Source organism: Sphingopyxis sp. OPL5, from assembly GCF_003797775.2.
GTDB lineage: Bacteria > Pseudomonadota > Alphaproteobacteria > Sphingomonadales > Sphingomonadaceae > Sphingopyxis.
Genome location: NZ_CP060725.1, coordinates 219,024 through 236,492, shown reverse-complemented (window position 1 = coordinate 236,492; position 17,469 = coordinate 219,024). Strand labels below are relative to the sequence as shown.

Sequence of the window (17,469 nt, the reverse complement as noted above, 5' to 3'; positions counted from 1 at the left end):
CGTGTCGGTAGCATGGTGACGTCATGCCAGAGTTAGCCTTGTTTCCCACCCCGTCCCCCGCCGGGGACGACCGCCAATTGCCGCGCAATATCGAGGCCGAGGCCGCGTTTCTGGGTGCGATCCTGATCGACAACCGAGTCGTCGAGGACTTGCCCGTCGCGCTGACCCCCGACCATTTCTTCGAGCCGCTGCACGGGCGCATCTTCCAGCACACGATGGCGCTGATCGAGCGCAACAGCATCGCGACCCCGGTGACGCTGAAGCCCTTTTTCGAGGCCGACGAGGCGATGAAGGCGGTCGGTGGTCCCGGCTATCTGGCGCAGCTCACCGGCAGCGGCGCCGGGCTGATCGGCGCGCGCGACTTCGCACGGCAGATTTTCGACCTCGCGCTGCTGCGCGAACTCGTCGGCGTCGGCCGCGTGCTCGTCGACAATGCGCTCGACACCAGCGAGCGCGTCGACCCGCAGTCGCAGATCGAGGAAGCCGAAACCGCGCTCTACCGCGTCGCGGGCGGCGAGGCCGAGATGGGAACGGTCAAGAGCTTCAGCCAGGCGAGCCTCGTCGCACTGCAGGCGGCCGAACGCGCGCTCAATTCGGGCGGCCATCTGTCAGGGATCACCACCGGCATCGGCAGCATGAACGCCAAGATCGGCGGCATGCACAACAGCGATCTGATGATCCTCGCGGGGCGTCCGGGCATGGGCAAGACCTCGCTCGCCACCAACATCGCCTATAACGCCGCCGAACGCTTTCGCCGCGACGAGGAGGACGGCATTCCGCCCGAGAAGAATATGGGCGCGAAAGTGGCCTTCTTCAGCCTCGAAATGTCCGCCGACCAGCTCGCGACGCGCGTGCTCGCCGAGCAGTCGGGGGTGTCGGGCGAGGCGCTGCGCATGGGCAAGATCAGTAAGGACCAGTTCCAGCAGCTCAGCCGCGCGGCGCAGACGCTGCAGACGCTGCCGCTGTTCATCGACGACACGCCCGGCCTGACCATCGCCGGCCTGCGCACCCGCGCGCGCCGCCTGCAGCGCCGCCACGGCATCGGTTTCATCATCGTCGACTATCTGCAGCTGTTGCAGGGATCGTCGAAAAGCGGCGACAATCGCGTCCAGGAAATTTCGGAAATTTCGCGCGGTCTCAAAACCTTGGCGAAGGAACTTCATGTTCCCGTGATGGCGCTGTCGCAGCTCAGCCGTCAGGTCGAAAGCCGCGAGGACAAGCGCCCGCAGCTGTCCGACCTTCGCGAATCGGGCTCGATCGAACAGGACGCCGACATGGTGCTCTTCGTGTTCCGCGAGGATTATTATGTCGCCGCGAAGGAACCCAAGCGCCCGGTCGAGGGCGACGACGTCAAAATCCATGCTCAGCATGAGGAATGGGCGGCGGAAATGGAGCGCGTCTTCGGCCTCGCCGAAGTGATCGTCGCCAAATCGCGTCACGGTTCGACCGGCAAGATCCGCATGCACTTCGAGGCGAAGACGACCAAGTTCAGCGACCTGGCCGACGACGGCATGGCGTATGACGATTATGAGTGAGGGCCACTAAACCGCCGTCATCCCAGCGAAAGCTGGGATCGCTGGCGTTCTCAAATCATCGCGACCGACAAATCGGACCAGTCGGCATTGCTCGCTTCAATCAGCTCGATTTTCCACTGGCGTTGCCATGCTTTCATCGCTTTTTCGCGCGCGATCGCTTCGCCAATGGTCGAAAACTCCTCGACCAGCACCAATCGCGTCAGTCCATATTTGCGGCAAAAGGCCGAGCCCTGCCCCGTTTTATGCTGGTAGATGCGAGCCGGCAGGTCGGCGGTTACGCCGATGTATAGAACGCCGGCTGGCTTGTTGGTCATGATATATACCCAGCCGCGCTTGCTCATGCCGGCAGGCTAGCATCAGGACGCCAGCGATCCCAGCTTTCGCTGGGATGACGAGATTCTAGAACGCCGGGTCGTTCGCCGGATCGTCGTCGATCGGCGACACCACTTCGTGGATGCCGCATTCGGTCTTGTCCCAGCCGCGCCAGCGGCCCGAGCGCGGGTCTTCGCCCGGCAGGACCTTCGACGTGCAGGGCGAGCAGCCGATCGACGGATAGCCCTCGGCTTCGAGCGGGTGGCGTGGCAGGTCGTGCGCTTCGAAATAGGCGTCGAGGTCGGCGCGCGTCCAGTTGGCGAGCGGGTTGAACTTCAGGCGGCCGGTCGACCCATCGAGTTCGAATCGCGGCAGGCCGGTGCGCGTCGAGGACTGGAACCCCTTGCGCCCGGTGATCGAGGCGTCGAAATTGGTCATCGCCTTTTCGAGCGGCTTGACCTTGCGGATTTCGCAGCAACCGTCGGGGTCGTAGGACCAGCGCAATTCGGTCGCGTCCTTCGCCGTCAGGTCCGCGGCATCCGGGGTCAGGTTGACGATATTGAGGCCCAGCCGCGCCGCGAGTTCGTCGCGGTACGCCAGCGTTTCGGGGAAATGCTTGCCGGTGTCGAGGAACAGCACCGGCATGTCGGGCGCGGCGCGGCTCACGAGGTGGAGCAGCACCGCGCTTTCGGCGCCGAAGCTCGACACGATCGCGGTTTCGCCGAGCAGTCCGGCCCCGATCACGCTGGTCACCACCTCGGCGGCGTCCTGGCCGCGGAACAGGTTGTTCAGGCGAATGACGTCGGCCTGCGTGAAACGCGGCGCCACGTCGATCCGGTCGCGGGAGCGGTCGTCCGGAGAATTCCTCACTTCAGCCATGCCTCAGCTTCCAGATCGGCACCGCGCCGTCGGCGGCGCCCTGATAATGTTCGGGCCAGCGCGCCAGCGCCGCTTCGACATCGGCGGGGTTGAGGTCTTTTTCGGCGGCGAAGCTGTCGAAACCGCAGCGCTTCATATAGGCGATCTGGTCGACCAGCACGTCGCCCTGCGCGCGCAGTTCGCCGACATAGCCCGCCTCGCGCAGGATGCGCGCCGACGAATAGCCGCGGCCGTCGCGGAATTTCGGGAAGGCGACCTCGATCAGCGCGAGCCGGTCGAGATGGGGGATCAGCGCGCGCGCATCCTCGTCGGGTTCGAGGCGCACCGCGGTCGCGTTCGACTGCGACAGAAAGGCGTCGAGGGTGACGGCGGGTTCTTCGCCGTCGGCGTGCACATGCTCAACCATAGATCGCCTCCTTGAACGGGGCCATGCCGATACGGCGATAGGTGTCGACGAAGCGCTCGCCTTCGGCCCGTTCGGCCAGATATTTGTCGGTGACGCGTTCGACGGCGTCGACGATGCCGTCCTCATCGAAACCGGGGCCGGTAATCGTGCCGAGGCTGACGTCCTCCGCGCCCGATCCGCCGAGCGACAACTGGTAATTTTCGGTGCCCTTGCGGTCGACCCCCAGGATGCCGATGTGCCCGGCATGGTGGTGGCCACAGGCGTTGATGCAGCCCGAAATCTTAAGCTTGAGCTCGCCGAGTTCCTTCTGACGGCCAAGGTCCGAAAAGCGCGTCGCGATCTTCTGCGCGACCGGAATCGAGCGCGCATTGGCCAGGCTGCAATAATCGAGCCCGGGGCAGGCGATGATGTCGCTGATCAGGTCGAGGTTCGGCGTCGCCAGCCCTGCGGCGTCGAGCGCCTGCCAGATCGCGTACAGATCGGCCTTGCGGACGTGCGGCAGCACGATGTTCTGCGCGTGCGTCACGCGCAGTTCGTCATGGCTATATTGTTCGGCCAGGTCGGCCATCAGGTCGATCTGCGCCGACGATGCGTCGCCGGGAATGCCGCCGACGGGCTTCAGGCTGATGTTGACGATCGCATGGCCCGGCACCTTGTGTGCGGCGACATTCTGGTCGACCCACACGGCGAAATCGGGATCGCTGCGGTCGATCGCGTCGGGTGCCGACGCGTCGAGCGGTGGCGACACGAATTGCTTCGCGATGCGGTCGAACTCGGCCTTCGGCGGGTCGATTCCCAGCGCCTTTACATGGACGAACTCTTCCTCGACCTGACGGCGATATTCGTCGGCGCCCAGTTCGTGGATCAGGATCTTGATCCGCGCCTTGTAGATATTGTCGCGGCGGCCGTAGCGGTTGTACACGCGCAGGCAGGCCTCGGCATAGCTCAGCATATCGTCGAGCGGCACGAAATCCTTGATCAGCGGCGCGATCATCGGGGTGCGGCCCATGCCGCCGCCGACGTAGAAGGCGGCGCCGTGGACCCCGTCCTTCTCGACGATCTGGATGCCGATGTCGTGCAGGCGCATCGCGGCGCGGTCCTCGTCGGCCGCGATCACCGCGATCTTGAACTTGCGCGGCAAATAGCTGAATTCGGGGTGGAAGCTCGACCATTGGCGGAGCAGCTCGGCCCAGGGCCGCGGATCGGTGATCTCGTCGGCGGCGGCGCCCGCCCATTGGTCCGAGCTGATATTGCGGATGCAATTGCCGCTCGTCTGGATTGCATGCATCTCGACCGACGCGAGATCTTCGAGAATCGCGGGCGCGTCCTCCAGCTTGATCCAGTTATACTGGATATTCTGGCGGGTGGTGAAATGGCCGTAGTCGCGGTCGTACTTGCGCGCGATATGCGCGAGCATGCGCATCTGGCGCCCGTCGAGCGTCCCGTAAGGCACCGCGACGCGCAGCATATAGGCATGAAGCTGGAGATAGAGCCCGTTCATCAGGCGCAGCGGCTTGAACTGGTCTTCGGTGATTTCCCCCGCCAGGCGGCGCTTCACCTGATCCGAAAATTCGGCAACGCGGGCGGCGACCATCGCATGGTCATATTCGTCATATTTATACATGTCAGATCACCCAGTCGCCGGCCGCGGGATCGGCGGGTTTCAGTGTCAGGTCGGGGCGCACGGTGGGGCCGAGCGCGCGGATGCGGTCCTTGATATGCGCAGGGCGCGGGCCTTCGGCGGTCGCTTCGCCGTTGATGATATAGGGCGCGTTGACGCGGCGGGCGCCTTCCTCGGCGGCGAGGGTCGCTTCGCCATGCTCGCCGACATCGGCGGCGTCCTCGATGTGCAGCGACCAGTCGCTGCCGGTCCACCAGGTAACGAACCCGGTCTTCAAATCATTGCCCGTGAGCAGTTTCATGCGAGATTTCCTGTTAAAGCGGCGACGCCGGGCGCGCCGAGGCAGTCGAGCGCGTCGGCGCGCGCCGCGACCTTGCCGACGATGATGAGCGCGGGGCTGGCGACCTTTTCGCGAACGACGAGGTCGCCGAGGTCGGTGAGCAGGGTACGCAGCACGCGTGCGTCGGCGGTCGTGCCGCGCTCGATCACCGCGACGGGCAGGCCCGGCGAAACACCATCGGCGATCAGCTTGTCGGCGATCGCGCTGGCGGTCGCGAGGCCCATGTAGATGACGAGGGTACGGCCATGCCCGGCAAGTCCCGACCAGTCCTGATCGCTGAGGTCCTTGCACTGGCCCGCGACGAAGCTGACCGCGCTCGCATCGTCGCGATGGGTGAGCGGAAGGCCGGCCTGCGCGGCGCAGCCAGCTGCGGCGGTGATGCCTGGCACGACTTCGCAGGCGACGCCGGCTTCGCGCGCTGCATCGAGTTCTTCACCGCCGCGACCGAAAATGAACGGATCGCCGCCTTTCAGGCGCACGACCTGCTTGCCGGCCAGCGTTTCGCGGACGAGCAGGTCGTTGATCAGTTCCTGCTTCATCGTGTGGCGGCTGCGCTGCTTGGCGACGCTGATCCGCTCGACATGCGGCGGGATCAGCGCGAGCACTCCGTCGCCGACCAGCCCGTCATGGACGACCAGGTCGGCGCTTTCGAGCAACCGCGCGGCGCGCAGCGTCAGCAGGTCGGGATCGCCGGGACCGGCGCCGACGAGCCAAAGCTTGCCAACAGGAGGGGGAGTCTTTTCCATAAAGCGTAGATGGGCCGCGACCGCCCGCTTGGCAAAGCAGCCTTTATTGACGGCGATGAAGGTAAAATTGACCCCGCTTCCCAGCCCTTCGTCATTGCGAGCGTAGCGAAGCAATCCAGAGCGGTTTACGCCTGCTCTGGATTGCTTCGCTTCGCTCGCAATGACGCGCTTTCAGAGATATTTCTTGGTCACCAGCTGCGATTCCTCGGGATCGCGCAGCCCGACGCCGATCGAGGCGCGCACCGCGTCGCTTTCGCTGCTCGCGACCGGATAGGCGCAATAGTCCGCGGCATAAAAAGCGCTCGGGCGATGATTGCCCGACAGGCCGACGCCGCCGAAGGGCGCCGCCGACGAAGCGCCGTTGGTCGGACGGTTCCAGTTGATGACACCCGCGCGGGCGTTGGCCCAGAACTGGTCGTACAGCTGTGGCGAGCCACCGATCAACGCCGCCGACAGGCCGAAGGCGGTGTTGTTCGCTTCGGCGATCGCGGCCTCGAAACTGTCGACGCGGACGACTTGCAGCAGGGGGCCAAACAATTCGATGTCGGGGCGCTCGGGCATGTCGGTAACGTCGATTATGCCGGGGGTGAGGAAGGGGCGGCCCTGCACCGGGCGGGTCATGTGGCGGATCACCTTGCCGCCGTTCGACATCAGGATCAGGAAGCTCTCGGTCAGGCCGTCGGCGGCCTCATTGTCGATCACCGGCCCCATATAGGGCGGCGGGGTGGCGAAGGGTTCGTCGACGATCAGCCGCCCGGTCAGCTTGCGCACCTCCTCGACCAGCCGCTCGGCCATGCTGTCCTTGACGATCAGGCGGCGCGCGTTGGTGCAACGCTGCCCGGCGCTGAGGAAGGCCGATTGGACGACGAGGATCGCGGCGGTGTGGAGGTCGGGGGTGTCCCAGACCACGACCGGATTGTTGCCGCCCATTTCGAGCGCGAGGATCTTGTCGGGGCGGTTGGCGAACTGGCGGTTGAGTGCGAGCCCGGTGCGCGCCGACCCGGTGAACAACAGTCCGTCGATGCCCGCATGGCCGGCGAGCGCCTTGCCCTCGTCGGGGCCGCCGATGACGAGACGCAGCACTTCCTTCGGCACGCCGGCGCTGTGGAACAGGTCGACGAGCATCGCGCCGGTCGCGGGCGTTTTCTCGGACGGCTTGAAGACGATCGAATTGCCCGCGATCAACGCCGGGACGATATGGCCGTTGGGCAGGTGCGCGGGGAAATTATAGGGGCCGAGCACCGCGAGCAGCCCGTGCGGTTTGTGGCGTACCGCGTTGCGCAGCCCCATCGCACCCTCGATGCGGCGGTTCGGGGTGCGCTCGGCATAGGCGTTGATCGAAATATTGACCTTGTTCGCGACCGATTCCACCTCGGTGCGCGCTTCCCAGAGCGGCTTGCCGGTTTCGCGCGAGATCAACGTCGCCAGCGTCTCGGCCTCGGCCTTCACCCGGTCGGCGAAGCGGCGCAGCGTTTCGGTGCGGAAGGTGAGGGGCTTTGCCGCCCATTCGGGCCAGGCGCGGCGGCCGATTTCGACCTCATGATCGACGTCGCTGATTGCGCGGCGCCAGATTTCGTCGCCGGTCGCCGGTTCGTGGCTGACGAGCTCCGCCGTCATGACGTCATGCACCGCGCCCGGCGGTCTTTGCGGGGATGGACGAGGGTGATGTCGGGAAGCGGTCGCTGCATTGCCCCAACCTCTTATCGGTGAAAACTTGGGGCGGCAAGCCGAGGACCAAGCATCGCTTGCGCGGCCGCGCCGGGTTGGCGATAGATGGCGCGAATCCGCGGGCGCGCGGCAGGCGAAGAAGGGAAGCCGGTATTTCGGTCAAGCAGGATATTCGCGGTGACGGGCGCCGCGACTGGTCGGACCATTATTGGTGGTCGCTCGACGGGGTGCGGCTGCACGCGCGTGTCTATGCCGGCCCCGCCGACGCGGCGGATGCGCCGCCGATCCTGTGTCTGCCCGGCCTGGCCCGCAACGCCCGCGATTTCGAACAGCTCGCACCGCATCTGGCGCAATATCGCCGCGTCGTTGCCGTCGAGTTTCGCGGCCGGGGCGAGAGCGCCTATGCCAAGGATCCGATGACCTATGTCCCGCTGACCTATGTCCAGGACGTCATCGCGCTGCTCGATGACCTGAAGGTCGATCGTTTTGCGACCGTCGGGACCTCACTCGGCGGGCTCGTCTCGATGCTGCTCGCGGCGACCCAGCCGGGACGGCTGGTCGGCGCCGTCCTCAATGACGTCGGCCCCGAACTCGAACTCGCGGGGCTCGAACGCATTCGCGACTATATCGGGTCCGGCGGCAGCCAGCCGACGTGGATCCACGCGGCGCGGGCGGTGAGCGAACTCAACGGCGCGGTTTACCCCGGTTACGAAATCCACGACTGGTTGCGGCTGACCAAGCGCACCCACCGGCTGACCGCCGAGGGCCGGATCGTCACCGATTACGACAAGCAGATCGCGGCGCCGCTGCGCGTGCCGAACGGCGGCGATGCCGGGATCGACCTGTGGCCCGCCTATCGCGCGCTCGACGGGATTCCGCTGCTCGTGCTGCGCGGCGAACTGTCCGATATCCTCGCGCGCGGCGCGGCCGAGAAGATGGCGGCCGAACTGCCGCGGGCGCGGCTGGCCGAGGTGCCGGGGGTCGGCCATGCGCCGACGATGGACGAGGCCGAGGCGGTCGCCGCGATCGACGGCTGGCTGGCGGAATTGTCCGCGACGTGATCGGCGACGGGCGTCCAGTTCGCATCCTGCATTTGCATTCGAGCTTTTCGCTCGGCGGCAAGGAGGCGCGCGCGACGCGGTTGATGAATGTGATGGGCGACCGGGCGCGGCACAGCATATTGTCGGCGGTGCCCGACGCGCTCGGCGCGCGCGCGGCGATCGATCCGGACATCACCGTCGAATTTCCCGGCGACGCCGCACCGGCGCTGCACGGCAAACCCGGTCTGGCGCGCTATCGGGCGCTGGCACGCTATATGGCGGGGTTCGACCTGCTGCTCAGTTACAATTGGGGCGCGATGGACGGGGTGATGGCGCACCGATTGTTCGCATCGCGTCGCCGACTGCCGCCGTTGATCCATCACGAGGATGGCTTCAACGAGGATGAGACCGCCCGGCGCAACTGGAAGCGCAACGCCTTCCGCCGCCTCGCGCTGCCGACGGCGGAGGCGCTCGTCGTGCCGTCGCGGCTGCTCGAACGGATCGCTGCCGCCGAATGGGGCGCCGCGCGGTGCACCCAGTTGATCCGCAACGGCATCGACGTCGCCGCCTATGCCGGCGGGCCGGACGTTCCGATCCCCGGCTTCGAACGCCGCCCCGACGAGGTGGTGATCGGCACCGTCGCGGGGTTGCGCAAGGTCAAGGACCTGCCGCGCCTCGTTCGCGCGGTCGCGCCGCTGCCCGCGAACGTCCGCCTCGTCATCGTCGGCGAGGGGCCCGAGCGCAATGCGATCCGCGCCGAAGCCGCGGCGTGCGGCATGGCCGACCGGTTGGTCATGCCGGGGTTCATGGCGCAGCCGGCGCGTTGGATCGGCCATTTCGACCTGCTCGCGCTGTCGTCGCTCAGCGAACAGGCGCCGATCGCGGTGATCGAGGCGATGGCGGCGGGTCTGCCGGTCGCCAGTCTGGCTGTCGGCGACGTGGTCGAAATGGTTTCCGCCGAAAATTGTCGCTTCATCGCCGATGACGAAACGGGATTCCGCGCGGCGCTTGCCGATTTGGCTGACGACCCGGCGCTGCGCGCGATGGTTGGGGCCGCAAACCGCCGTGTCGCGGTCGAACGCTTCGATGAAACTATCATGGTCGCCGCCTATGAAAACCTCTATGGTCGTGCGCTGGAAGGCCGCCGCCTCTTCTCCGGGGATTAAGGGCAGCGTCCATTGACTTTCATCGCCGCCTTCCGCTTACGGAAGCGGCAAAGGAGGCCTGGTCGCGACGCGCAGCCGGGCGGAGAGAAAGAGGTTCTTGTGTTCAAAGGTTTGAAGCCCATCCTTTATGGTGGCCGCGAAGTCTGGCCGCTGGTCGAGGGCGGCAAGGGCGTGTCGGCGACCAACCATATGTCGAGCGGCGCCTGGGCCGCGGCGGGCGGCATCGGCACCGTGTCGGCGGTCAACGCCGACAGCTATGACGCCGAGGGCAAGATCGTCCCGCAAGTCTATAACGCCCTGACCCGCAGGGAGCGCCACGAAGAGCTGATCCAGTACGGCATCGAAGGCGCCGTCGCACAGGTCGAACGCGCTTATGAAGTGTCGGGCGGCAAGGGCGCGATCAACATCAACGTGCTCTGGGAAATGGGCGGCGCGCAGCAGATCCTCGAAGGCGTGCTGGCACGCACCAAGGGCATGATCGCCGGTGTCACCTGCGGCGCGGGCATGCCGTACAAGCTCAGCGAAATCGCCGAGCGCCACAATGTCATGTACCTCCCGATCATCAGTTCGGCGCGCGCCTTTCGCGCGCTGTGGAAGCGCGCCTATCACAAGGTCCCGCACCTGCTCGGCGCGGTGGTCTATGAAGATCCCTGGCTCGCCGGCGGCCACAACGGCCTGTCGAACGCCGAAGACCCGCTGGTGCCGCAGGATCCCTATCCGCGCGTCGCCGCGGTGCGCGAAACGATGCGCGCCGAGGGCATCGCCGACAGCGTGCCGATCGTGATGGCCGGCGGCGTCTGGTACCTGCGCGATTGGGAGGATTGGATCGACAATCCCGAGCTTGGCCAGATCGTCTTCCAATATGGCACCCGCCCGCTGCTGACCGAGGAAAGCCCGATCCCGCAGGCGTGGAAGGATCGCCTGCGCACGCTCGACGACGGCGACGTGCTGCTTCACCGCTTCTCGCCGACCGGCTTTTATTCCAGCGCGGTGCGCACGCCCTTTTTGCGCGACCTCGAGGCGCGTTCGGAACGCCAGATCCCTTACTCGAAGCAGGAAGCGGGCGACCATATCGTCCAGCTCGACGTCGGGGTGAAGGGCAAGAATTTCTGGGTCACCCCGCACGACCGCGCCCGCGCGCGCGACTGGGCCGCCGAAGGCTATACCGATGCGTTGAAAACCCCCGACAACACCGTGGTGTTCGTGACGCCCGAGGACAAGGCGACCATCCGCAAGGACCAGACCGACTGCATGGGATGCCTGTCGCATTGCGGCTTTTCGTCGTGGAAGGACCATGACGACTACACCACCGGCTACCTCGCCGACCCGCGCAGCTTTTGCATCCAGAAAACGCTGCAGGACATCGCGCATGGCGGCGATCCCGAACAGAATCTGATGTTCGCGGGCCACGCCGCGTTCAACTTCAAGACCGATCCCTTTTATTCGAACAACTTCACCCCGACGGTGAAGCAGCTCGTCGATCGGATTTTGACGGGGGACTAAGACACTTCGTCATTGCGAGCGGAGCGAAGCAATCCAGAGCGGCTATGCGCGAACGTCTGCCAGCGGTTTATATGATGGCAAACCGGCGCAACGGGACGGTTTATGTCGGCGTGACGTCCAATCTGGTGCGCCGCGTCTGGCAGCATCGCGAGGGGATCGCCGGCTTCTCGCAACGCCATGATTGCAAGCTGCTCGTCTGGTTCGAAATGCACGCGACGATGGTGAACGCCATCGCGCGCGAGAAGCAGATCAAGGGCGGCAGCCGGTTGAAGAAGCTGGCCTTGATCGAGGCGGACAATCCGCTTTGGCGCGATCTGTGGTCCACTATTCTCGACGGCAGCGAATGACACTCTGGATTGCTTCGTCGCTGCGCTCCTCGCAATGACGAGGCTTTATAACACTCCGTCATTGCGAGCGAAGCGAAGCAATCCAGAGCGTTAGCGAACCGAGCTTGGCGATCCCGCTAAGCCCACCCCTCCAGCACCTGATCGGGCGGGCGATGCCCGTCGCTCCACGCGCGGATATTCGCGATGACCTTTTCGCCCGACGCCTCGCGTCCCTCGATCGTCGCCGAGCCGAGGTGCGGCAGCAGCACGACATTGTCGAGCGTGAGCAGCGCCGGGTCGACCGCGGGTTCGTGCGTATAGACGTCGAGTCCCGCACCTGCGATGCGCCCGGTCTTCAGCGCCGCGACCAGCGCGCTCTCGTCGACGATCTCGCCGCGCGCGGTGTTGATCAGATAGGCGGTCGGTTTCATCGATGCGATGCGCGCGGCGTTGACCAGTTCGTGCGTCTCGGTCGTGTGCGGGCAATGGACCGTCACCACGTCGCTGATCCGCAGCAGCGTGTCGACGCTGGCATGGTAGCTCGCGCCCAATTCCTCTTCGATCGCTTCGGGCAGGCGGCGGCGGTTGTGATAATGGATCGACAGGCCGAAGGCGCGGGCGCGGCGCGCGACGGCGAGGCCGATCCGCCCCATGCCGATGATTCCGAGCAATTTGCCGCCGACGCGGTGGCCGAGCATGCCGCTCGGCGCCCAGCCCTGCCACAGTCCCGATCGCATCAGCTTTTCGCCCTCGGCCAGCCGGCGCGGGACGCTGAGGATCAGCGCCATCGTCATGTCGGCGGTGTCCTCGGTGAACACCCCCGGCGTGTTCGACACCATGATGCCCTTGGCGCGCGCCGCCGACAGGTCGATATGGTCGACCCCGGCGCCGAAATTGGCGATCAGTTTCAGCCGTTCGCCCGCCGCCGCGATCACCTCGGCATCGATTTCGTCGGTCACCGTCGGCACCAGCACGTCGCAATCGGCGACCGCAGCCTTCAATTCGTCCTTGGTAAAGGCCTGATCCCGCGCCGACAGCGCAACGTCGAACAGTTCGGCCATGCGCGCCTCGACATGCGGCATCAACTGGCGGGTGACGATGACGCGCGGGCGCCGGGGACGGGAAGAATCGGGCATGGCGCCGATAGAGCGCGCGGCGCGGGAACGGTCAAGGCCCGCGCGCGTCTTGCCCCTGTGGGAAAGGCGCGTGCGGGCGGACGCCAGCGGTTGAAAAAACGCGCCGATTGCAACAAGGGTTGAAGATGACCAGCCAAAAAGTCCTGATGCTTGCACTCTGTTTTGCCGTGATCGCCCCGGCCGCGGCACAATCGGACCCCGAACTTCCCTATTGGGCCTCGATCAGCGTCGATGAAGCGCGGATGCGCAAGGGGCCATCGCCCGACGTCCCCGTCATCTGGGAATATCGGCGCAAGGATTTGCCGGTCCGGGTCGTCGCCCGGTTCGAAACCTGGCGCAAGATCGAGGATCCCGACGGGACGCAGGGCTGGATGGCGGCGCGGCTGCTCAGCCGCACGCGTACCGCAATCGTCACCGGCGAGGTCCGCCCGATGCGCGAAGCGGCGAGCGTGTCGGCGGCGATCGTCTATCGCGCCGAACCGGGCGTCGTCGGCCGGATCACCGACTGCGCCAATGGCTGGTGCCAGTTCGACGTCAAGGGCCGCCGCGGCTGGATCGAAACCGATCATATCTGGGGCGATTGACGGCGGGTCGAGGGGTATCCGGAACGTTCGCTCGACACGAACGGAGATGGGATGGTCTCATGACCATCCCAAAGTCCGATCCGATACGCCGCTCAGCTCTTCTTCGGCGTCACCGTCACGACCGTGCCATCGTCGGCGGTCGCGGTGAAGCTGCCGTCGGCGCCGGGCTTGGTCACCGCCCAGCACATGCCCGGCGCGTCGCCTTCGGGGTCGAAGCAATCCTTGCCGTCGTGCGTGGCATACAGGCCCTTGACCTGCTTGCCCTTGGCATCGGTGTCGACATAGGTGCCGTCGGCGTTGATCGTGGTCGTCGCCGTCGTGCCGTCGGCCATTTTGACGTCATAGGTTCCGGGCGCGGTTCCCGAGTCGGTCGCGGGCGCGGGCGCCGCGGTTTCGGTCGGCGCGGCCGGGGTTTCCTTTTTCTCTTCAGTCTTTTGCGAACAGGCCGACAGCGCGGCGAGCGCGGCGAGCAGGACAAGCTTCTTCATGACATATTCTCCCCGTGTTGCGGGGCGCAGGCTATGCCTTTCCGCCCAGTGCAACAACGGGAATCGCGAGCGGCGTCGCGCCCGTGAAAAAGGGCCGGACGGTTTCCCGTCCGGCCCTCTTCAGCGATCAAGGTCGCTTAGCGCCACTTGAAGTGGTTGCGATAGACCTTCACGACCCGGCCATTGCGCTCGTTGACGAGCAACAGGTCGTTGTAATGGCGGACATAGGTCAGGTTGCGACCGGCCCGCGGCACGCCCCAGCGGCTATCCCAGCTCGGACGATAGCTCGGCGCATAATAGTTCGAGCGCAGCGTCGAACCGACGCGAAACTGCTGATATTTGAACGGCGCGCGATAGTTGGAATAGCGGTTGTCCTGACGCCAGTCGCGCTTGCTGTTGCGCAGGTCCTGCTTGGCGCCGCGATAGTCCCGGCGTTCCTCGCGGACGTCGTGGCGATTGCCATGACGCTGGGCGTCGCGCAGTTCCTGGCGTTCTTCGCGAACGTCGCGGCGATCATTGCGGATTTCGCGGGTCTGCGCCTGTGCGGCGACCGGCATGGTGGCGGGAACCATCATCGCGGCGATCAGGCCGGCGGTGAGAAATTTGCTCTTCATTGTGCCATTCCTTTTTCCGTCAGGGGGAGGGGATCTGCCCGATGACTGATGCTGGAATAGGCGAGTCGATTTGAACGGACGCGGAATGCGGCGTTTATTTTCAGGACATTAGTGTCGCAGTTTGTCGCATCGGAACGATGAAAGGGCGCCGTCTTGCGACGACGCCCCGGAACTTTCGTCGAAAAGCCGGTTCAGACCAGTTCGATCGCCACCGCGGTCGCTTCGCCGCCGCCGATGCACAGGCTCGCGATGCCGCGCGTCTTGCCGTGGCGCTGCAGCGCCGCGATCAGCGTGGTGATGATGCGCGTGCCGCTGGCGCCGATCGGGTGGCCGAGCGCGGTCGCGCCGCCATGGACGTTGATCTTCTCATGCGGGATGCCCAGGTCGTGCATCGCGAACATCGCGACACAGGCAAAGGCTTCATTGACCTCGAACAGGTCGACGTCGCCGATGCTCCAGCCGGTCTTGGCCAGCAATTTGTTGATCGCACCGACCGGGGCGACGGTGAAATCCTTGGGCTCCTGCGCGTGCGCGGCGTGCGCCACCAGGCGCGCGACGGGCTTGGCGCCCTTGGCGTCGGCGACCGACTGGCGCGTCAGCACCACTGCGGCGGCGCCGTCCGAGATCGACGAACTGGTCGCGGCGGTGATTGTGCCGTCCTTGGCAAAGGCGGGTTTCAACGTCGGGATCTTGTCGGGCATCGCCTTGCCCGGCGCTTCATCGGTGTCGACGACCACGTCGCCCTTGCGGGTCGCGATCGTCACCGGCGCGATTTCGCTCGCGAAGGCGCCGTCGGCGATCGCGGCCTTGGCGCGGCTCAGCGATTCCAGCGTATACTCGTCCTGCGCCTGACGGCTGAGCTGATAGGCGTCGGCGGTGTCCTGCGCAAAGGTGCCCATCGCGCGGCCGGCCTCATAGGCGTCTTCCAGCCCGTCGAGGAACATATGGTCATAGGCGGTGTCATGCCCGATGCGCGCGCCCGAGCGATGCTTTTTGAGGAGGTACGGCGCGTTGGTCATCGATTCCATACCGCCCGCGACGACGAGGTCGATGCTGCCCGCGGCCAGCGCTTCGGCGCCCATGATCACCGTCTGCATGCCCGAGCCGCAGACCTTGTTGACGGTGGTCGCCTGCACCGACTTGGGCAGGCCGGCTTTGATCGCGGCCTGCCGCGCCGGCGCCTGACCGAGCCCGGCGGGCAGCACGCAGCCCATATAGATGCGCTCGATATCGTCGCCACTGACGCCGGCGCGCTCGACCGCCGCCTTGACCGCAGTCGCGCCAAGGTCGGTCGCGCTCGCGTCCGACAGCGCGCCCTGCATGCCGCCCATCGGGGTGCGGGCATAGGAGAGGAAAACGACGGGATCGGTGGCGGTCATGGCGAGAGACTCCGTAGGGGAAATTGATGTCGGCCGGTCGATTAGCGCCTTTGCTGCAATTGCGAAAGGGGCAGGTCCCACATAGGAGGCCGGTTTCAACTTGCAACCGGCCGCGCGTCATGGTGAACTCGCGCAAATCAATCAGGGAGACGGGTCATGGCCACCGCCATCAAGCAGGATATCGCCGGCGAAACGCAGCGGATGCACGACGTATTGGCCGCGCAAAAGGCGAGCTTCACCGCCGCTATGCCCGAAAGCCTCGCGGTGCGGACCGATCGCATCGACCGTGCGATCGCGTTGCTCGTCGACAATGCCGAGGAGTTCGCCAAGGCGGTAAGCGAGGATTTCGGTCACCGCAGCCGCGAACAGACGCTGATGACCGACATCATGCCCTCGGTCAGCGCGCTGAAACATGCGAAAAAGCATATGGCCGCCTGGTCGAAGGGCGAAAAGCGCAAGCCCACCTTTCCGCTCGGGCTGCTCGGCGCGAAGGCCGAGGTCGTCTATCAGCCCAAGGGCGTCGTCGGCATCGTCGCGCCGTGGAATTTTCCGGTCGGCATGGTGTTCGTGCCGATGGCGGGCGTGCTCGCGGCGGGCAATCGCGCGATGATCAAGCCGTCCGAATATACCGAAAATGTCTCGGCGCTCATCGCGCGGCTGGTCCCCGACTATTTCGACGAGAGCGAGATGGCGGTGTTCACCGGCGACGCCGACGTCGGGGTCGCTTTCTCGAAACTTGCCTTCGACCATATGATCTTCACCGGCGCGACCAGCGTCGGCAAGCATATCATGCGCGCCGCCGCCGATAACCTCGTCCCCGTGACGCTCGAACTCGGCGGCAAGTCGCCGACCTTCATCGGGCGCAGCGCCAACAAGGAGCAAGCGGGGCAGCGTGTCGCGCTCGGCAAGCTGATGAACGCGGGGCAGATCTGCCTCGCCCCCGACTATCTGCTCGTTGCCGAAGATCAGGAGGGCGAGGTGATCGACAGCATCACGAAGGGCGCCGCGGCACTCTATCCGACGATGCTCGCCAACGACGATTACACCTCGGTGGTGAATGTCCGCAACTATGACCGGCTGCAGGGTTACCTCGCCGACGCGCGCGAAAAGGGCGCCGAGGTGATCGAGGTCAATCCGGGCGGTGAGGATTTCGCCAGCGCCAACGGCCATAAGATGCCGCTCCACATCGTGCGCAACCCCACCGACGACATGAAGGTGATGCAGGAGGAAATCTTCGGCCCGATCCTGCCGGTGAAGACCTACAAGAGCATCGACGAGGCGATCGATTATGTGAACGCCAACGACCGCCCGCTCGGCCTCTATTATTTCGGGCAGGACAAGAGCGAGGAGGACCGCGTCCTCACCCGCACCATCTCGGGCGGCGTCACCGTCAACGACGTGTTGTTCCACAATGCGATGGAGGATCTGCCGTTCGGCGGCGTCGGTCCGTCGGGCATGGGCAATTATCACGGCCTCGACGGCTTCCGGACCTTCAGCCACGCTCGCGCGGTGTACCGCCAACCGAAGCTCGATGTCGCGGGGCTGGCGGGTTTTAAGCCGCCCTATGGCAAGGCGACTGCGAAGACTTTGGCGAAGGAATTGAAGAAATAGGGCGCACTATCATTCCTCGTCATTGCGAGGAGCGAAGCGACGCGGCAATCCCCAGCCATCAGAACTTGTCTAGTTTGGTATAGCTGGAGATTGCTTCGCTTCGCTCGCAATGACG

18 protein-coding genes are annotated in these 17,469 nt (G+C 65.5%); 7 read left to right on the top strand and 11 right to left on the bottom strand.

Annotation, left to right across the window (positions count from 1 at the left end):
- The first annotated feature begins 23 nt into the window (after positions 1–23).
- On the top strand, positions 24–1,535 hold the full coding sequence (locus tag EEB18_RS01080) for a replicative DNA helicase (protein ID WP_187141482.1): 1,512 nt from the start codon (positions 24–26) through the stop codon (positions 1,533–1,535).
- Between the two features lie 50 nt (positions 1,536–1,585).
- Here the strand turns inward: EEB18_RS01080 and EEB18_RS01075 are convergent, their stop codons facing one another.
- The 7 genes from EEB18_RS01075 to astD all read right to left on the bottom strand — a co-directional run bounded on the left by EEB18_RS01075 (position 1,586) and on the right by astD (position 7,456).
- Positions 1,586–1,876: a GIY-YIG nuclease family protein gene (locus EEB18_RS01075; RefSeq protein ID WP_187141483.1), complete on the bottom strand. Its 291-nt coding sequence runs from the start codon at positions 1,874–1,876 to the stop codon at positions 1,586–1,588.
- Positions 1,877–1,934: 58 nt separating this feature from the next.
- Positions 1,935–2,726: a phosphoadenylyl-sulfate reductase gene (locus tag EEB18_RS01070; protein ID WP_187141484.1), complete on the bottom strand. Its 792-nt coding sequence runs from the start codon at positions 2,724–2,726 to the stop codon at positions 1,935–1,937.
- On the bottom strand, positions 2,719–3,132 hold the full coding sequence (locus EEB18_RS01065) for a DUF934 domain-containing protein (RefSeq protein ID WP_056350571.1): 414 nt from the start codon (positions 3,130–3,132) through the stop codon (positions 2,719–2,721). Before EEB18_RS01065 ends, EEB18_RS01070 begins: the two co-directional genes overlap by 8 nt.
- A complete protein-coding gene (locus EEB18_RS01060; protein WP_187141485.1) occupies positions 3,125–4,756 on the bottom strand; it encodes a nitrite/sulfite reductase in 1,632 nt (543 codons plus the stop codon). The genes EEB18_RS01065 and EEB18_RS01060 overlap by 8 nt, the downstream gene beginning before the upstream one ends.
- Position 4,757: 1 nt before the next feature.
- On the bottom strand, positions 4,758–5,054 hold the full coding sequence (locus tag EEB18_RS01055) for a DUF2849 domain-containing protein (RefSeq protein ID WP_056350575.1): 297 nt from the start codon (positions 5,052–5,054) through the stop codon (positions 4,758–4,760).
- On the bottom strand, positions 5,051–5,839 hold the full coding sequence (cobA, locus tag EEB18_RS01050) for a uroporphyrinogen-III C-methyltransferase (protein ID WP_187141486.1): 789 nt from the start codon (positions 5,837–5,839) through the stop codon (positions 5,051–5,053). Before cobA ends, EEB18_RS01055 begins: the two co-directional genes overlap by 4 nt.
- Positions 5,840–6,010: 171 nt before the next feature.
- Positions 6,011–7,456 carry a succinylglutamate-semialdehyde dehydrogenase gene (gene astD / locus EEB18_RS01045; protein WP_187141487.1) on the bottom strand — a complete coding sequence of 482 codons (1,446 nt, stop codon included), beginning with the start codon at positions 7,454–7,456 and terminating at the stop codon, positions 6,011–6,013.
- A gap of 221 nt (positions 7,457–7,677) precedes the next feature.
- On the opposite strand from astD, the gene EEB18_RS01040 reads away from it, so the two are divergent.
- From EEB18_RS01040 to EEB18_RS01025, 4 genes are all read left to right on the top strand, one after another.
- Entirely contained in the window at positions 7,678–8,568 is an 891-nt protein-coding gene (locus EEB18_RS01040; RefSeq protein ID WP_187141511.1) for an alpha/beta fold hydrolase, read from the top strand.
- Between the two features lie 32 nt (positions 8,569–8,600).
- Complete coding sequence (locus EEB18_RS01035; protein WP_262408056.1) at positions 8,601–9,713, top strand: glycosyltransferase; 1,113 nt, start codon at positions 8,601–8,603, stop codon at positions 9,711–9,713.
- A 99-nt stretch (positions 9,714–9,812) separates the two neighbouring features.
- A complete protein-coding gene (locus EEB18_RS01030) occupies positions 9,813–11,216 on the top strand; it encodes an NAD(P)H-dependent flavin oxidoreductase (protein WP_187141488.1) in 1,404 nt (467 codons plus the stop codon).
- 44 nt (positions 11,217–11,260) lie between these two features.
- Positions 11,261–11,563: a GIY-YIG nuclease family protein gene (locus tag EEB18_RS01025; RefSeq protein WP_187141489.1), complete on the top strand. Its 303-nt coding sequence runs from the start codon at positions 11,261–11,263 to the stop codon at positions 11,561–11,563.
- Positions 11,564–11,679: 116 nt separating this feature from the next.
- On the opposite strand, the gene EEB18_RS01020 is transcribed toward EEB18_RS01025, so the two are convergent.
- Entirely contained in the window at positions 11,680–12,678 is a 999-nt protein-coding gene (locus tag EEB18_RS01020) for a 2-hydroxyacid dehydrogenase (RefSeq protein WP_056350582.1), read from the bottom strand.
- 125 nt (positions 12,679–12,803) lie between these two features.
- On the opposite strand from EEB18_RS01020, the gene EEB18_RS01015 reads away from it, so the two are divergent.
- Complete coding sequence (locus EEB18_RS01015; RefSeq protein ID WP_056350584.1) at positions 12,804–13,262, top strand: SH3 domain-containing protein; 459 nt, start codon at positions 12,804–12,806, stop codon at positions 13,260–13,262.
- 92 nt (positions 13,263–13,354) lie between these two features.
- Here EEB18_RS01015 and EEB18_RS01010 read toward each other — a convergent pair whose 3' ends face one another.
- The 3 genes from EEB18_RS01010 to EEB18_RS01000 all read right to left on the bottom strand — a co-directional run bounded on the left by EEB18_RS01010 (position 13,355) and on the right by EEB18_RS01000 (position 15,743).
- The gene (locus tag EEB18_RS01010) at positions 13,355–13,750 is read right to left on the bottom strand and encodes a hypothetical protein (protein WP_187141490.1); all 396 of its coding nucleotides are present in this window, start codon (positions 13,748–13,750) and stop codon (positions 13,355–13,357) included.
- 137 nt (positions 13,751–13,887) lie between these two features.
- Positions 13,888–14,364: a hypothetical protein gene (locus EEB18_RS01005; protein WP_187141491.1), complete on the bottom strand. Its 477-nt coding sequence runs from the start codon at positions 14,362–14,364 to the stop codon at positions 13,888–13,890.
- A 191-nt stretch (positions 14,365–14,555) separates the two neighbouring features.
- Entirely contained in the window at positions 14,556–15,743 is a 1,188-nt protein-coding gene (locus tag EEB18_RS01000; protein ID WP_187141492.1) for an acetyl-CoA C-acyltransferase, read from the bottom strand.
- 156 nt (positions 15,744–15,899) lie between these two features.
- Here EEB18_RS01000 and EEB18_RS00995 point away from each other — a divergent pair, with 156 nt between their 5' ends.
- Positions 15,900–17,354 carry a coniferyl aldehyde dehydrogenase gene (locus EEB18_RS00995; RefSeq protein ID WP_187141493.1) on the top strand — a complete coding sequence of 485 codons (1,455 nt, stop codon included), beginning with the start codon at positions 15,900–15,902 and terminating at the stop codon, positions 17,352–17,354.
- Positions 17,355–17,469: the final 115 nt, after the last annotated feature.

What these genes read in the sequence shown, in the direction of transcription:
- EEB18_RS01080 (WP_187141482.1), top strand. Translation starts at nt 24, where the DNA reads ATGCCAGAGTTAGCCTTGTTTCCCACCCCGTCCCCCGCCGGGGACGAC.
- EEB18_RS01075 (WP_187141483.1), bottom strand. Translation starts at nt 1,876, where the DNA reads ATGAGCAAGCGCGGCTGGGTATATATCATGACCAACAAGCCAGCCGGC.
- EEB18_RS01000 (WP_187141492.1), bottom strand. Translation starts at nt 15,743, where the DNA reads ATGACCGCCACCGATCCCGTCGTTTTCCTCTCCTATGCCCGCACCCCG.
- EEB18_RS00995 (WP_187141493.1), top strand. Translation starts at nt 15,900, where the DNA reads ATGGCCACCGCCATCAAGCAGGATATCGCCGGCGAAACGCAGCGGATG.
- cobA (WP_187141486.1), bottom strand. Translation starts at nt 5,839, where the DNA reads ATGGAAAAGACTCCCCCTCCTGTTGGCAAGCTTTGGCTCGTCGGCGCC.
- EEB18_RS01020 (WP_056350582.1), bottom strand. Translation starts at nt 12,678, where the DNA reads ATGCCCGATTCTTCCCGTCCCCGGCGCCCGCGCGTCATCGTCACCCGC.
- EEB18_RS01005 (WP_187141491.1), bottom strand. Translation starts at nt 14,364, where the DNA reads ATGAAGAGCAAATTTCTCACCGCCGGCCTGATCGCCGCGATGATGGTT.
- EEB18_RS01015 (WP_056350584.1), top strand. Translation starts at nt 12,804, where the DNA reads ATGACCAGCCAAAAAGTCCTGATGCTTGCACTCTGTTTTGCCGTGATC.
- EEB18_RS01070 (WP_187141484.1), bottom strand. Translation starts at nt 2,726, where the DNA reads ATGGCTGAAGTGAGGAATTCTCCGGACGACCGCTCCCGCGACCGGATC.
- EEB18_RS01060 (WP_187141485.1), bottom strand. Translation starts at nt 4,756, where the DNA reads ATGTATAAATATGACGAATATGACCATGCGATGGTCGCCGCCCGCGTT.
- EEB18_RS01010 (WP_187141490.1), bottom strand. Translation starts at nt 13,750, where the DNA reads ATGAAGAAGCTTGTCCTGCTCGCCGCGCTCGCCGCGCTGTCGGCCTGT.
- EEB18_RS01065 (WP_056350571.1), bottom strand. Translation starts at nt 3,132, where the DNA reads ATGGTTGAGCATGTGCACGCCGACGGCGAAGAACCCGCCGTCACCCTC.
- EEB18_RS01055 (WP_056350575.1), bottom strand. Translation starts at nt 5,054, where the DNA reads ATGAAACTGCTCACGGGCAATGATTTGAAGACCGGGTTCGTTACCTGG.
- EEB18_RS01025 (WP_187141489.1), top strand. Translation starts at nt 11,261, where the DNA reads ATGCGCGAACGTCTGCCAGCGGTTTATATGATGGCAAACCGGCGCAAC.
- astD (WP_187141487.1), bottom strand. Translation starts at nt 7,456, where the DNA reads ATGACGGCGGAGCTCGTCAGCCACGAACCGGCGACCGGCGACGAAATC.